Here is a 15,413-nt window from a genome sequence, read left to right as displayed (position 1 = left end):
GCTGGAACTTGGCGCTGAAAAACGACGAAGATACATTGGCGTAGGAGTTTGTGATCACCGACATCATAATCAGGCCGGGTACAATAAACTCCATGTAGCTAAAACCACCCATTTCACCAATGCGCTGTCCAATGAGATTACCAAAAATCACAAAGTACAAACTCATTGTAATAGCCGGTGGCACCAGTGTTTGCACCCAAATACGCAAAAATCGCGTGCACTCTTTAATCCAAATAGTAGTAAGTGCTATCCAGTTATTACCCGCCGACATTACGCTTTCTCCTTACGGCCAGCCTCTACCAGGCTCACAAACAACTCTTCCAGACGATTGGCTTTATTACGCATACTCATTACCTGTATATGTTGAGCTGTCAGTTGCGCAAATACCGGATTTAAACCGTCGGACTTCGCAACGTCCACTTCCAGCGTCGACTCATCAGATAAGCGATGCGCAAAACCGTCGAGCTTAATATTGTTGGTATCACCCTGTAGATCCAGTATGAAGGTTTCAATATTGAGTTTGGCTAACAGCGACTTCATGGACGTATTTTCTACAATCTGCCCCTTATCAATAATCGCAATATTGCGGCAAAGCATTTCCGCTTCTTCAAGATAATGGGTAGTCAGAATAATCGTCACGCCTTGCTTATTGATCGCTTCCAGGAAACGCCACATAGAACGGCGAATTTCAATATCCACACCTGCGGTAGGCTCATCCAGAATCAACATCTTGGGTTCGTGCATCAGCGCTCTTGCGATCATCAGACGTCGTTTCATACCGCCCGACAACTCTCTGGCTCTGGCATTGCGTTTTTCCCACAAGTCCAACTGGGTTAAGTACTTTTCTGCACGTTCGAAGGCCAGCTGTCTTGGCACGCCATAATAACCCGCCTGATTCACCACAATTTGCATCACAGTTTCAAACTGATTGAAATTAAACTCCTGCGGCACCAAACCAATACAGGATTTAGCCAGTTCTTTTTGGCTGTGCAGATCGTAACCAAACACATTAACATCACCGCCGCTGGCATTAACCAATGAGCTAATAATGCCAATTGTGGTGGATTTACCCGCTCCATTTGGGCCGAGTAAGGCAAAGAAATCCCCTTCCGCGACCGTTAAATCGACACCTTTCAGCGCCTGAACACCGCCACGATAGGTTTTGGTTAACCCGGATATTGTTAACGCTTGCATGCTTTGTTCCATGGAATAGTAGATTTGCCGTTTGGCATAGTGCAGAACCAATACCGGCTTTCGCCAGGATCAGTCTTGTTTAACTGTTCAGGCTGAGCAACATAAATCATGTTGACGGCTAAACTTTGTGTAATTTTAAAGAATATAGGGTCGAGGCGCCTGTTTTCAACCCTTTAATTTTGGTAATAAAATGACTTAAGCAGCTAAATACTGTGTCAGTTCCTTTCGCAATGCTTCACTGTCTTGCAGTATTTGGTTAAATACCTCGTGATTATTCTGTTCTGAGGGCGGATGCTCCAACGACTGTAACAGTTTATGGAGTGTTTTTGCGCCTATTTCCCCAACTGAGCCTTTTAATTTATGGCTTTGCTGACGAAGCGTTTCTGCATCCTCATCATTAATCGCATCTTCAATCGCAGATAACCGCTCGTCCAGAGATTCAAGTAACATCTTCACAATTTTTTTAAGCAGTGTTTCGTTTCCTGCCAATCGCTGCAAGGCATCTTTTTTGTCCCAAATCATCACTGCTGCCTTGTCCTCTCTCTTTTCTGATAATTTGGCCGGACGCGCTATTTTGAGGTCGCGGTTTATCCACAAGGTTAATTTATCTGTCAGGATATCCGCTTCAACCGGCTTGGTAATATAATCATCCATGCCAGCGTCAATACATCTGTCTCTTTCGCCTTTCATCGCATTGGCTGTCATAGCAATAATCGGCACTTTCATTACATTTAGTCCCCCTTTGCCATTGCGAATTGCATGCGTGCAGGCAAAACCATCCATTACAGGCATATTGCAGTCCATAAGGATAAGGTCGATTCGCTCGCCTTTCTCGCTCCGTTCCTTAAGCACCTCCAAGGCCGCCTGCCCGTGTTCGGCAAAGAGTAAGTTCAGGTCGAACCCGGCTAACATATGCATAACGACATCCTGATTGATGTTGTTGTCATCTACAATTAACAAGGTTTGGTGATTAAAATGTGACGCGTCAGACGCCCTGTTGCGCTTGCGGTCTGAATCACGGCGCGTATTAGCCAGAATCGGAAAATCCGAGGATCTTTGATCGGCTAGTGCCGAAAGCAGTGAAGACACCATTAATGGCTTGCGAAGTGGCGACAGGGGCATTCCCTTGGCAGCAAAGGTATAACCGGTGCGGCTCAGTCCATATAATTTCATTTTTGACTTATTGGCAGGGGGCTGTAGCTCAATAAACGATTGCACGACATGTTCCGCATTCGCTGCATCCAGATCGATAAGTACACTCAGATCATTCTGCAGCTCTGGCAACGCCATCTTTTCATTGAGCACCTGAACTGAAGCACCAAAACTCACAAGACACGCAGTGAGATGATCCTGTTCAGCTTCATTCATTAACAACAGTCCAATCTGCTCGTTTTTCAGTCTTGATGCCCGGGCTGCCGGCACCCGCACAAATTCGTCAGCGGGTATAGAAAACGTCACCTCGGTGCCCAGACCTACAACAGATTTCAGTGAAATATCCCCGCCCAGCAATTCGCATAGCTGCTTACAAATCGCTAACCCCAGACCGGAGCCGCCGTAATTGGCTGCAATACTGCGATCTGCCTGGGTAAAAATAGTAAACAGGGCCTGCTGTGCGTCTTCCTTAATCCCTATGCCAGAGTCTTTAACAGTTACCACTAATTTTACGCCGTCGTCGTTTTCTTCCTGTGAGGTTTTAGCAATTACCTGAACGGCCCCTTTACGGGTAAACTTAATGGCATTTCCTACCAGATTATTCAGAATCTGTGTGATGCGGAAGGGATCGCTTTTCAATTGCGACACATTGAGCGCAGATGTATCGATAAAAAAGTCGATATCTTTAGCAAATGCCATTACGGCTTGTGACTGACAGACGCCTTCTAATAGCTTTTCCGGGCTAAACATAGTCAGATTGATATCCAGTTTGCCCGCTTCAATTTTTGACAAATCGAGAATGTCATTAACCAGCATCGCCAAACTGTTTGTACTGACCTCTGCCATACCAATGATGTCACTTATCCCCTTGTTTCCATGATCTCGCTTGAGTATGGACATCGCGCCGAGAATTCCATTCAAGGGGGTTCGCATTTCATGACTGATGGAGGAAATAAAGCGCGTTTTAACTACATTGGCTTGTTTGACTTCCGCCAAGGCAAGTTCCAGCTCATGGGTTCTTTCGGATACCGCATCTTCTAACTGACGATTAGATACAGCCAGTTCCGCGGCATATTTTTTTATCGCGGTTACATCGTTAAGCAACAACACAAACTGACCGGCATTCTCTTTTGCTTGTAACGGGATAAGTACGCACCTAAAGTACCGGATGGATATGTCGTCCCGCCACTCTATGTCAATTTCCGAATTATACCTGGCGGCTTTAGCCCTATTGTGGATATCACACAAGGTCATACTGGCATATTGATTAAAGGCCTTGTCTAACGGCTCGGCAAGTAGCGTAGTTCGTGACTCATTAAACAAGCGCTCCGCCGCAGGATTGATATCCAACAGTCTGTACTTGCGGTTAAACAGTAAAATTGCATCATTGCTGTTTTCTACAACCGCATGAGACACCGCTCTGGACTCAGCCAGCGCCTGGTGATGTTTCATATTGCGGAATAACAGCAAAAACATGCCGGCAAAACTCACCAACACAAAGCCCAACCCACTGTAGACCTTCAATGCAGACTGCGTATAAAGCGCATTGATTTCGTCATCTGATTTACCCACAACTGCCACAATAAAGTGGCTGGCATCTAACTGGAACCGGCTGGCTTTCCCAACAAATTGATCAACGGGATCACTCACATTTTTGAAATGTTCAATACCGCGACTCTCCAGTGCAGGCTCTCTGTCGTAAAGCGAGAAAAAATGACTGTTAGTACCCAGTTGTTTCGCAAAAAGATAACTGTTGTCGGGGTGCTTTATGATGGTGCCATGTTCGTCGGCAATAATGATGTGCAGGTCTGACGAAATAAGGTCGTCGACTTTAGCCAGTAGTGACGAGAGATCAGCATTAGCAACCAGTAAGCCCTCCAACTGATTAGACTGACTGTAAATACCTTTTACGATCCGAACAGTTGGACGATAAGGAACCTCGACTCTGCCGTTTTCCTCATTAAGATTAATTGATGAGACATAGGTTTCATATTTAGACAGTTGTAATCCTTGTTCTACATAGTCCCGATCGGCCTTATTTTGTAATTCTGACTTATCGGCCAGCAAAATCCGGCCACCCCGGCGTTCAACACGAATATATTCCTGACCACTGGGCAAAATTACCCGCAATTGAAAAAAAGCCGGAGCAGAAGCCAGAAATGCCTTAAACAACTCTTCGGTATCAAAGTCAGAAGGACCGCGAAAAGACGTTTCACCGCTTGAGTTAGCAACTAGCAGTCGCTCCTGTATATGAGTTGCTGCCAGTCCACTGTGTAAAAAGGCTACATCGTGCTTGTATTCTGCGAGATGATCAGACAGCATAGCCGACACCTCACTGGCATTAACCGCCAGATCTTCGGCAATGGCCTCGTTAACCGTTTCAACCATGTGTTTGTTGGCCAGGTAAGATGAACCAACCGCAACCAGCGCGAATAATACCACCAGTTGCAAAGGTAATCGGCTGAGCAAAATTCACCTCTGTGCGTTGTTGCTGTTCTGCATTACTCTAACGTTGTTATGCTTATTTGTTGCGAGTAACGCTATATTGCCCGTATTTCTTTTTTATTTACTGCCAGACTTTATCAGGTTTATTGCTGAAAATGCCGAACATTTATTCGCAATAAACAAAGTATTAGCCAATACTTAGGTATCGGGCGTACGTTTTTTCAACTTTAGCCAAAATTACGATAATTACAATGTCATCCTTACAGGTAATCTGTCAGGATGTGAGCTAAGACTAACAACAAGTTGAATAATCACCTACAAACAACTTATTTATGCTAGCACTCGACACAAAAAAAATTGAATCCTGCACTGTACTTATTGTTGATGATGACAATATAAGCCGCACCGTAATTTCAACGATACTCAGTGATTTGTGCCATTGCGTTACTGTGGCAAATGCTCAGGATGCACTAACGTATTGCGAGCAGCACAGCCCTGATTTAATGGTAATCGATGTAAACATGCCCGAAATGAACGGGTTGAATTTATGTAAATCCATAAAACACAATGAAAAGCTGGACGACATCCCACTTATATTTATCACCGGTAATGTAAGTAAGGAATCACAAATTCAGTGCTGGGAATCAGGTGGCAACGACTTTGTTTCTAAGCCAGTTGTAGCACAAACGCTCATTCATCGGGTACGCAACCACCTGCTCAGTAAACTGCGCATGGATGCGCTGGTTGAGCTTACCTTTCACGATTCACTAACCGGCTTACTCAATCGCAACTATTTAACGCAGGAATACCCCAAACTTGCCCGGCAACTGTTGCGCAGTCAGCAGAGACTTGGGGTTATTTTGTTCGACGTGGACAACTTTAAGCAATACAACGATCAGTATGGCCACCTGGCTGGCGATCAATGTCTGCAGCGAGTCGCCAATATATTGCAGAAACACGCCCGCCGCTCACGCGATGCTATGATACGCTTTGGAGGCGAGGAGTTTTTAGCCATTCTGCCTGATACCGATATGCACAACGCCAGATGCATTGCACAAGCCATTGTGGATGACGTGAACAAAGCAGGCATTCCACATAAAAACACTGATTTTGGCAGGATCACTGTGAGTGCGGGCGCGGTTAGCACCCGCTCGTTTAATCAGGATAATTTAGACGAAATACTTGAGCTGGCCGATGTGAATTTATATGAAGCCAAAATGAACGGTAAAAATCGCGTTGTATGTAAATAACGAAACAGAGTGATCGCTCAAATCACCCTGTAACGACAGATTGCCTGCCTGGCAAAACAATTAGCGCTGGGCAGTTAACGTGGCATCCTCATTGCCAAGCTCAATTACCACTTTGCGATCAAAGAACGTTTGCTCACCGCCCTGATGGGCACTTTGAGATTCCCCTAGGGCCACAGTTAGAATTTGCTGGTTATCTACCCCCTTATTTATCAGATATTGTTTTACACTTATTGCCCGTTGCATAGACAATGCCTGGTTGTATTCATCATCGCCCCGAATATCAGCATGGCCGGTTAGCCTTGCAGTTAATGACGGGTAGCCTTTCAGTGTTTTTGCTATCAAATCCAATTGCTTTTGATAGTCTGGCGCAATGTCATACGCGCCGGTTTGAAACTGCACACTGCTTTGCAATGTAATAGAAGGTTCGCTGCGTTCCTCATGCATGGCTACCTGGGTGACTGAAGCCTGTTGCATGGATTGCAATTGACTGCGCATGGCGAGCAGTGCTTTATCGCGCTCAGAGAGTAACTGTGACTGTGCCGACAGTTGTTCAGTTTTAGACGCCAGGATTTTATCCTGACGCACATCATTACCTAACATGGCTCCCATAAAGCCCGCTACGGCAGCACCAACCGGACCCGCCACAATGGCACCAATTACCACGCCGGTGCCCAAGCCGATACCGGGAGCATGTTCGTAATCAGACTCTTTATCCTTTGCATAGGTGCTGGTTGCAGTAAGAGAGGTGGCCATTACCAGGGCAGCTAACATTGATTTACGCATAGTGATTTCCTTTAAACGATTGTGGTGTTTTGATTTGATGGTGCTATTAAAGCAATCGCATATGGCTTAATGATTCGGGTGTTATGGAAATGCAGGGGCAAAAAAGCAGTAACCCGGGCAAAAGTTGGCAGGATTGCCATAAATCATGTACGACTTCAGAAGTGTGCATTCAATATGAATACACTACGGCTAAGGGCTTGAATCAGTACGAAGTGACTGTTATGCCTATATAAAAGTGGCAGAAATATGGCAAGTTGGGGGAATTTTTGCCGAACTTGCCACGCCACAGGCACTCTTAATGTATAGTGCCTGTACATACCTTTTGTAAGTGAAAACCATGCCAAGAAACATCGCGCTAGTAGAAGATGATATCGCCATTCGCGATAACTATACCGCGGCCCTGACGGGCCAGGGTTACACGGTAAATGCTTATGCAGATCGCCCGTCGGCCAGTGCCGCCTTTAATCAGGCTCTGCCGGATTTGGCGATCATTGATATTGGTTTAAAAGACGAGATGGAAGGCGGTTTCATGCTGTGTCAGCAATTGCGCCGGCTGTCTCAAACACTGCCCATTATTTTTTTTACTGCAAGAGATAATGACGTAGATACGATAAGTGGCTTACGAATGGGCGCAGATGATTACCTAACCAAAGACATCAGCATGGCCCATTTACTGGCCCGTATCGCCGCACTATTTCGGCGCACCGACCTGCTGGCGACGCCAAAGCAGGATAGCGACCTGATAAAGCTGGGACACCTGTTAGTGGATGTGAGCCGCATGACAGTAAGCTGGAAAGACATGCCGATTGCATTAACTGTTACCGAGTTCTGGATGTTACACGCCATCATAAAACGCCCTGGTCATGTAAAAAGCCGACAACAACTTATGGATGAGTCGCGCATGGTGGTGGATGATTCCACAATTACATCGCATATAAAGCGCATGCGTAAAAAATTCATTCAGGCCGATGCCGACTTTGATCACATCGATACCGTGTATGGTATGGGTTACCGCTGGCAGCAGTAAAGGCTCAGGATGGCGCTGTGAAATTACGTTTTTCAATCAGGCTTCAGTTATTAGTTCTGTCATTGTTTCTGTTCGCCATTCCGTGGCTGGGTTACAAGTACGTTTGGGAATTGGAGCAGTATCTGCGTATTGGTCAGGAGCAAACCATGATCGGTACCGCACGCGCAGTGGCAACCGCACTACACGAACGCCCGGCACTGTTCGATAGTCAGTCGGCCTATTTGCAAAACGTTCGCCCTGGTACCGATCTATATGCGCCACCAATTGACGTGCCGATTCAGTTAGATGGCCGTCTGCAGGAATGGCAGGCTGTGTCGCCCCTGATACAAGCCTATAATAAAAATAATATTGTTACCTGGTTTGACGACAAAGCCCCGGTATCCATGAGCTTTCAACACATGGTAGGCCGCTACGACCAGTATTTTTATGCCATGTTTGACGTTGCCGACGACAAGGTGGTGTTTCGCGCGCCCAATAGTTTAAGTGTGGATCGCTCTGATCATCTGCTAATTGGCATGCTGGACGCCAACGACAGCTTACAGCGTTACATTATTTCGCCCTACAAACCCGGTTGGGTGAATGCCTACCGACTGGATGATGATCCCCGCTTCTTCAGAGCCACCGACAATGCCCTGCAAATTCAGGGGCGCTGGTTACTTACGCAACAAGGTTACAGTATTGAGCTTCGCTTCCCTATTACCATGACCTCTGGCTCATTGGCATTTGCACTGGTTGATGTAGACGATGACATCAGCCGTATAAAACAATACGCAATGGGAACTGCTAACCCAAATCAAAGTGACGATTTAGGTACAGTAGTCACGCCATCGCCGGAAATTGAGCGTATCTTGTCGGGACTGCGTTACGCTGATTCGAGGGTGTGGGTAATTGACAAGCACAAGCGGGTTCTGGCGCGTTCCGGTTCAATTCATTCGTCACAGGGCTTTAATGCCGGACAGCAGCGTCCTGCCAGCCAGGGCTGGTGGGGTTATATAGAACAACACTGGCTATTGCCGCTGTACTATCAAATCCTGACCCGCCCCCCAGGCGATTTTGTTGACGAACTGGCAGATGCCTATGCGTTGGCAGGAAAAGACATTAACCGGGCGCTGGCAGGCGAACCGGACTCGCTATGGCGACTCACTCCCGACAATAAAGCAGTGATCCTGTCTGCCGCCTATCCAATCTTCATTGGCGATGCGGTAATGGGTGCCGTAGTCGTTGAGCAAACCACTCACGGTATTCGCACGCTTCGCAACCGGGCGCTGGAACAACTTTTTCACGTCATCTTAGCGGTAATGCTATTGGGTACCACAGGCCTGCTGTTATTTGCACATCGCATTTCCAGTCGGATCCGGACGCTGCGCGACAACACTGAAGCAGTGATCGACTCGAACGGTAAAATCATTGGTACCTTAACGCCTTCACGCAATGCCGATGAAATTGGTGATTTATCGCGATCGTTCAGCGCCGTATTAAGCCGTTTGCAACAATACAATTCTTATCTGGAGAATATGGCGTCGAGACTGTCTCATGAACTGCGCACACCGATTGCCGTAGTGCGTTCGTCGCTGGATACCCTTAATCAGGTCCAGGATCCAGACCAGCAACAGGTGTTTTTGAGTCGTGCTCAATCCGGCATCAGTCGCCTGAGCAGCATTTTAAATAGTATGAGTGAAGCTACTCGCTTAGAACACGCTATTAGTCAAGAAGATACTGAACAGTTTGATTTGGCCCGGGTAGTAAAAGGCTGCGTTGAGGGATATCAGTATGCCTATCCGCAGCGCAAGTTCGCCTTGAAATTATCGGTTAAACAAGCGCAGCTGAACGGTTCGCCGGATCTGATTGCCCAGATGCTGGATAAAATCATTGCCAATGCAGTGGAGTTCAGCACTAAAGACAGCACTATTGCATTACATATCTGGCAGGAAAATCGCCACATTAAACTCAGTATTACTAACACGGGGCCGTTATTACCTCAGGGGATGCAATCGCAGCTTACCCAGTCGATGGTGTCGGTAAGAGCTGAAGGCAATCAGTCTGACGGACCGCCTCATTTGGGTTTAGGGCTGTATATTGCCAATATCATCGTGGCATTTCATCATGGCAGTATTGCGCTCAACAACCTGCCAGACCATACCGGCGTTTGTGTAGTAACTACCTTTCCTGCTCTGCACTAATTCTAACACGGTCAGGTCAGGAGTTATTGCTTTCCTGACCGTTGCGTCATGCTGCTATCTGGTACATTTTTAAGTAACATTTGCTGCTTCCTGCGATACATCATGTAGGCAAGCCGACGCATACTCACTGCGGTATCTTTCTCATCAATAATTTCTACCCCAAGCAAACGCTCCAGCAAATCCTCAAGTGTCAATATGCCCTCGAGCCCGCCATATTCATCTACCACTAATAACATGTGAATGTGATTCTTAAGAAAGTGGTCAAACGTGGCTGACAGCGGCATGGAGCCTAAAACGGTAACCATACTCTTGCGATAGCGGCTGAGCGGGCTATCGCCGTTGCCTCGGGCCTGGGCTAACAGCAAATCTGAACGCAACACAAAGCCGGTCACCAATTCACTGTCTTGCGATTCGTAAACCGGGATTCGCGAAAATTCGATATTGCCGTGTTTATGGAAGAATCCTTCTACACTCAATTCTTCGCTCACCGAAAAAACCTGAGTGCGATGAGTAATGGCATCCTTAACGGTAAGCGCATTTAAACTGAGCAAACTTTTTAAAAATGCTGCCTCATGTGCATCTAACTGACCTTCTTCACCACTGAGTTCGGCCATGGCATGCAACTCTGCCCGGCTAAGTCCACGCAGTGGCGACTCTTCCTTGAACCCTTTTGTGAGCCATTGAGACATCTTTACGAATGGCAATAATACCATTACCAGATACTTCAAAAAATACGCCGTAACTGGCGCAAGCCCGCGCCAATAGGTAGCACCGAGTGTTTTAGGAATGATCTCAGAAAAGACCAGAATGAGCAGCGTGAGAATCGCTGAAATTACGCCCAGATAGGCATCGCCGAACACCACCGCTGCCTGAGCACCGGCCCCAGCCGCCCCCATCGTATGCGCTATAGTATTCAGTGTAAGTATGGCTGACAGAGGACGGTTAATGTCGTCGGTTAACTCACGGAGTAACTTACCGCTCCCCTTACCGTCTTTTTCCATTAGTGAGATGTATGCTGACGACACACTTAAAATCACCGCTTCTGCTACTGAGCAAATAAAGGAAAAGCCCAGTGCGATGAAAATATAAATAAGCAGGAGTAACATGTTGTTCGTTCCGGTTCCTTGTCAAATTCCTGAGCTTTAATGGAAAGCCACGAACAATCCATTATGAGACAAACTAATAAAGTTACAACCTTCAATCTACGACCAAAGAATAATTAACAAATAAAAAATATGATGTTACATTTTGATTACATTCGCTGATAAGAGGTACGAATGATGTCAAAAACTAGATTATGTGATCAGGTCACACTGGTGTTGTACTCAGTGTCTTTAGTCATTATCACGGCAGGCATTTTCCGGGCTTATCTCTAAGCTCCTTTATACGGACATTTATAAACGCCAGGGTTAACTTAACCCTGGCGTTTTAGTTTATCTGTAACTCACTCAGTAGTTCGGCCATATGGCACTGCCAACAAGCACTTCATTCACACGATCAGGTAATTGGAGCGCCCTTGTCGCTTCACCTGATACATGGCTTCATCAGCTTCATTCAGAATATCTTCAAGGCTTTGTGGTGGCGTATCGACCAAAGCAACGCCGATACTGGCAGAAATAGCACAGTACTGCGTACTGGACAGCGCAATAGGCGCTTCAATGCCGTGTAGAAGCGTATTACAAAGGGTCTCCATTGCTGACGGCAACAATGTGTCGCGCCGGAAACCAATGACAAATTCATCGCCGCCCCAGCGGCAACACACGTCATCAGGATCGTTGAACAAGCGCTTAATTCTCTGAGCCGTTTCCTGTAACACCGCATCCCCTGCATCATGGCCGTAACTATCGTTGATGGGTTTAAAGTTATCCAAATCGATCAGCATGATTGCCGTGACTGTGGTTGTTGAAACAGACTTCATCAGCATCTGTAATTTCAATTCGCCGCCATGACGATTCAATAAGCCAGTAAGTGCGTCATGCTGAGCAAGGTATTTTGCTTTGGATTCTTTTTCTTTTCGATCCGTCACATCATTTAAAATCACTTCAATTAACATATCGTCGTTGCGCTCCGTGCTGCGCTGATCGATTACCAGCGCGAATAAGCAATTCAGCCAGCGAACTTGTTGCTCACTGTTGCGATAAGACAGATCAAGGGTAATTGGGCCCGACTGCTGAGTTGCCCGCAGCTCAGCAATCGCCTCCGTTACCTGATCGGGCGTATCAAACATATGAATAAAATCATGTAACGAGCATATCTGCCCTACGATGTCATGAAATACCGGGTTTTCTAACAAAATACCCTTTCTGGTAGAGATTAACCCAATACCAACCGACGCTTTGTCAAACACCAGCCGAAACCGCTGCTCGAGCTTTTCGGTTCGCATCCGCAACCGCCGTTCAGCAACAAAGTTAATTCTTACAGCATGAATAAGGCGGTTAATACCGCTAATTAAAAAGCCGACTTCATCTTTCTTTGTATATTGAATGTCAATTTTTTCGAGAAATTCGGGATTACTGGGATCAACACGCTCAAAGGCATGATAAAGCTTGATAAGCGGGCGAGAGAGCAACTGATAAATTGCTATGTACATGGTAAGCGTAAGGGCCATCGACACCATCATCATTTCCCAAACGCTGTTACGGGCATCGGCTACTGCCAGACCTTGAATAAACACATTGTCAGGGTAAACCAGTAGCTCACCTACGAAGTCGTTACTGATGAAGGGATGCGGTAATTTCAGCACAATCGCTTCCGCTGATTCATTCTTTAACGATGTCTCCGCAAAAATGCCAGCTTCGTTGCGAATTTCCGCAGCTAACACCAAATCATTAATTTGCAGACTTTCAATGATCTCCTTAGCCAGCTCTGCATCGTTTACGTAAACAGCAATCGCTGCGGGCTTAACCGAGCCTTGCGCAATTTGATTTACCAGGTGCTGACTGAAGCGCTGCTGCTCGGCTTGCGCCAGTTGGAAAACAATCAAACTACCAGCGATGGAAATCAAAATTCCCACTACCGCAACAACAAAAGCCAGTCTGACGTGTAACTTGTCTTGTAGCTTATTCATGGTTATTCCGGCCGCCGTTAGAAAATAACATTGAGATTGAGGTTAAACACATTCACATCCCGTTTGTCATCTATACTAACCTGCTGGTCACTCCCCCACATGCCGTAGCCAGGCCCCCGTAATTCAAACGCGGTAAGCTGCGCTTTTAGCGCCCAATTTGCTGTAAAATCCCAACGCAAGCCAATGGCCACCGATGATTGTTCTATGCGCGATATATCCAGTAAATACTGGTAACCGAAATACATACCGGCCAAGTCGGCAATGGCATTGGGGTCACCTACTTCAGCGTAATTTGGCTGCTCTATGACCTTGCGCTTATCGGTGGTATTAATCGCAGCCAGTGTGATGTATGGCGTAAGTTCTCCAAAGCAGTAGCCTAAGCTGACATAACCATAAGCCAGGTTGCCCAGCACGCTCCATTCCACATCAAGCATGGCAGCTTCTGCCATGATGATGAGCGCGCTGTCGTTATAGCTGTAACCCAACGCAGCGTAGTTAACATGCTTGGCCAAAAAATTGAGTTCATCTGCCATGCTTTCTGCTGCGGGCCACCAATCTGATGGCAGTTGTGTTAAATCCTGCTGAAACTGATTCAGGCTACCGAAGTAAGAACGTTTGCCATGAAACTGACTCAGTGTCCCTTTGAGAGTCCAATTATCGGTTTCATAGGTAACGGAGCCATTTACAACATAATCGTATTCAAAGAAGTAATTTGCATCATTATTCAGTACATCTGCCTTGCTTACGCCAAAGGCCAGGGTAGATTGCAAAACGCCGGTAGAAAACGACTTCCTGTACTGAATTTCAGCCCCATCGATATAGGATAAATTGGAAGAAGGCGTGTAATACTCCATGGGTGGCGCAGCCCACAGATAACTGTATCCCACGTGTAAATACTCAGAGAGCAGATACGCATTGTAATTGATGCGTCCTGCCCGGGCAGTCCAGTTTCGGTTAAACTGATACCGGACAAATGCCATTTCAAAATAATCCGACAAGGCGTCATAGTGTTTGTTTTCCAGCAGGCTTTGGAACACTATGTCGGCTTTATCGGACAACTGATAATCAATTTGAATTCCCAGCACTGATTCGGTTTTAAAGTTTGAACCTTGTTCGGGCCAGCGATTGATAGCAGAGCGAAAAACCAGATCATCAGCATTACTGCTTGTGTACCCCAGCGTAGCAAATCCGTTAACGTTAATCTGAGCGTGCGCTAAGTTCGCCGTTACAGCCTCTACGCACAATAAACACAACATCACTAATGACTTATTCCAGAACCAGGACAATCTTCATCTCCTCTGAAACCATAGTGATGGGTATGTAAGTAATCATAGAAGCATCACTACTGAGTTCTTCGATACTATTTTGAACGCTTGGTACCTGAATAGGGGGCTTTGCCCTGCCAGAAAACAACAAGCGGGACCAATATGCCGCTACCTGACGCTCTGATTTGTCCAGTAACGCACGATAAAACTGCTCCCTGAATTCGTAGCCATTGTTGTAGTCAACCGGTTTGATTCGCTGGCCACTTTCGAGCAAATCAAAGCGGCCCATAAAGATGTCGATAACCTGCTTTTTGGTTAATTCACTGATTTCACTCTTTTGGGGAACCACGACAGCGATGGGATCTGCAAACGCTGACACACAATTAGCAATGCTGCTAACTGCTATCGCCAGTACCATTTTGCAAAGCCAGTTTTGCCGGGACATTAAGTTACACAGCACCTTTCTGAATAGGTTTAATTCAGTGCAGATTGAGTAGACATACAAAAAATAGCCACCGACACGCGTCGTTATTACGACTACCTCGAAGTAAATTACTAAACATGAATTAACACCCAGAGACATTGAACTTACTCATTTAAAGCGTAGCTGACTTCAAACAGAGTTCAATTATTTTGTAGGGGAAACATACTTTAACGAGCGGGGTTAAGCTCACTTCTGACTTACCAGTAAATAAGCATTTCGCAACAGAAAAAATCCACTTCCACTGCTCGCCCAAAGCTCCTTTTAAAGCGAAAGTAGTTCTGGCGGTGTGATATTGAAGTGTGCTTTCGCCTTTTACAGTTCAAGCCGTTCAGGAAATTCCAAAGGGTAAACGAAAGAGTCTAATAAAAATATATGGGAATAGTTGTCGTTCAGTTTGCCTACGCTTGAAAACAAAAAAGGCCGCTTACGCGACCTTTTTCTACGATACTTAGCGGTATCTAAGATTAAGCAAGAATCTTAGCTACAACGCCTGCACCTACTGTACGACCACCTTCACGGATTGCGAAGCGCAGACCTTCGTCCATCGCGATTGGAGCAATCAGTTC

Annotated in this window: 12 protein-coding genes; 3 read left to right on the top strand and 9 right to left on the bottom strand. The window is 46.1% G+C overall.

Annotated elements, in window-relative coordinates:
* The 3 genes from ACLR2L_RS12890 to ACLR2L_RS12880 all read right to left on the bottom strand — a co-directional run.
* On the bottom strand, window positions 1-271 hold a 271-nt coding region (locus tag ACLR2L_RS12890), incomplete at its 3' end, for an ABC transporter permease (protein ID WP_413368592.1).
* Window positions 271-1,194, bottom strand: coding sequence for an ABC transporter ATP-binding protein (locus ACLR2L_RS12885; protein WP_140958633.1), 924 nt, complete (start codon window positions 1,192-1,194; stop codon window positions 271-273). The genes ACLR2L_RS12885 and ACLR2L_RS12890, both read right to left, overlap by 1 nt.
* A gap of 195 nt (window positions 1,195-1,389) precedes the next feature.
* On the bottom strand, window positions 1,390-4,815 hold the full coding sequence (locus ACLR2L_RS12880) for an ATP-binding protein (RefSeq protein WP_413368591.1): 3,426 nt from the start codon (window positions 4,813-4,815) through the stop codon (window positions 1,390-1,392).
* 308 nt (window positions 4,816-5,123) lie between these two features.
* Here ACLR2L_RS12880 and ACLR2L_RS12875 point away from each other — a divergent pair, with 308 nt between their 5' ends.
* Window positions 5,124-6,041 carry a diguanylate cyclase gene (locus ACLR2L_RS12875; RefSeq protein WP_413368590.1) on the top strand — a complete coding sequence of 306 codons (918 nt, stop codon included), beginning with the start codon at window positions 5,124-5,126 and terminating at the stop codon, window positions 6,039-6,041.
* 60 nt (window positions 6,042-6,101) lie between these two features.
* Here the strand turns inward: ACLR2L_RS12875 and pdsO are convergent, their stop codons facing one another.
* Window positions 6,102-6,824: a sortase-associated OmpA-like protein PdsO gene (pdsO, locus tag ACLR2L_RS12870; RefSeq protein ID WP_413368589.1), complete on the bottom strand. Its 723-nt coding sequence runs from the start codon at window positions 6,822-6,824 to the stop codon at window positions 6,102-6,104.
* Window positions 6,825-7,161: 337 nt separating this feature from the next.
* On the opposite strand from pdsO, the gene pdsR reads away from it, so the two are divergent.
* Together pdsR and pdsS are read left to right on the top strand one after the other, a co-directional pair.
* Complete coding sequence (gene pdsR / locus ACLR2L_RS12865) at window positions 7,162-7,851, top strand: proteobacterial dedicated sortase system response regulator (RefSeq protein ID WP_140958637.1); 690 nt, start codon at window positions 7,162-7,164, stop codon at window positions 7,849-7,851.
* Between the two features lie 17 nt (window positions 7,852-7,868).
* Window positions 7,869-10,031 carry a proteobacterial dedicated sortase system histidine kinase gene (gene pdsS, locus ACLR2L_RS12860; RefSeq protein ID WP_413368588.1) on the top strand — a complete coding sequence of 721 codons (2,163 nt, stop codon included), beginning with the start codon at window positions 7,869-7,871 and terminating at the stop codon, window positions 10,029-10,031.
* 23 nt (window positions 10,032-10,054) lie between these two features.
* Here the strand turns inward: pdsS and ACLR2L_RS12855 are convergent, their stop codons facing one another.
* From ACLR2L_RS12855 to ACLR2L_RS12835, 5 genes are all read right to left on the bottom strand, one after another.
* A complete protein-coding gene (locus tag ACLR2L_RS12855) occupies window positions 10,055-11,137 on the bottom strand; it encodes a CNNM domain-containing protein (protein WP_413368587.1) in 1,083 nt (360 codons plus the stop codon).
* A gap of 383 nt (window positions 11,138-11,520) precedes the next feature.
* Complete coding sequence (locus ACLR2L_RS12850; RefSeq protein WP_413368586.1) at window positions 11,521-13,098, bottom strand: diguanylate cyclase domain-containing protein; 1,578 nt, start codon at window positions 13,096-13,098, stop codon at window positions 11,521-11,523.
* Window positions 13,099-13,115: 17 nt separating this feature from the next.
* Window positions 13,116-14,384 (bottom strand): hypothetical protein, encoded by a 1,269-nt coding sequence (locus ACLR2L_RS12845; RefSeq protein WP_413368585.1) that lies wholly within the window; start codon window positions 14,382-14,384, stop codon window positions 13,116-13,118.
* On the bottom strand, window positions 14,365-14,742 hold the full coding sequence (locus ACLR2L_RS12840; protein WP_140958642.1) for a hypothetical protein: 378 nt from the start codon (window positions 14,740-14,742) through the stop codon (window positions 14,365-14,367). The genes ACLR2L_RS12845 and ACLR2L_RS12840 overlap by 20 nt, the downstream gene beginning before the upstream one ends.
* Before the next feature lie 569 nt (window positions 14,743-15,311).
* Window positions 15,312-15,413 (bottom strand): hypothetical protein (locus tag ACLR2L_RS12835; protein ID WP_413368593.1); only part of this gene is annotated, 102 nt, incomplete at its 5' end.

The organism is Alteromonas sp. AMM-1 (assembly GCF_047290655.1).
GTDB lineage: Bacteria > Pseudomonadota > Gammaproteobacteria > Enterobacterales > Alteromonadaceae > Alteromonas > Alteromonas mangrovi.
Note: the sequence above shows the minus strand (reverse complement) of the source record. Positions and strands in the feature narration are given on the sequence as shown.

Bases quoted from the DNA above. Each gene is read 5' to 3' on its own strand.
- pdsR (WP_140958637.1), top strand. From the start codon at position 7,162: ATGCCAAGAAACATCGCGCTAGTAGAAGATGATATCGCCATTCGCGAT.
- ACLR2L_RS12855 (WP_413368587.1), bottom strand. From the start codon at position 11,137: ATGTTACTCCTGCTTATTTATATTTTCATCGCACTGGGCTTTTCCTTT.
- ACLR2L_RS12850 (WP_413368586.1), bottom strand. From the start codon at position 13,098: ATGAATAAGCTACAAGACAAGTTACACGTCAGACTGGCTTTTGTTGTT.
- ACLR2L_RS12875 (WP_413368590.1), top strand. From the start codon at position 5,124: ATGCTAGCACTCGACACAAAAAAAATTGAATCCTGCACTGTACTTATT.
- pdsO (WP_413368589.1), bottom strand. From the start codon at position 6,824: ATGCGTAAATCAATGTTAGCTGCCCTGGTAATGGCCACCTCTCTTACT.
- ACLR2L_RS12885 (WP_140958633.1), bottom strand. From the start codon at position 1,194: ATGCAAGCGTTAACAATATCCGGGTTAACCAAAACCTATCGTGGCGGT.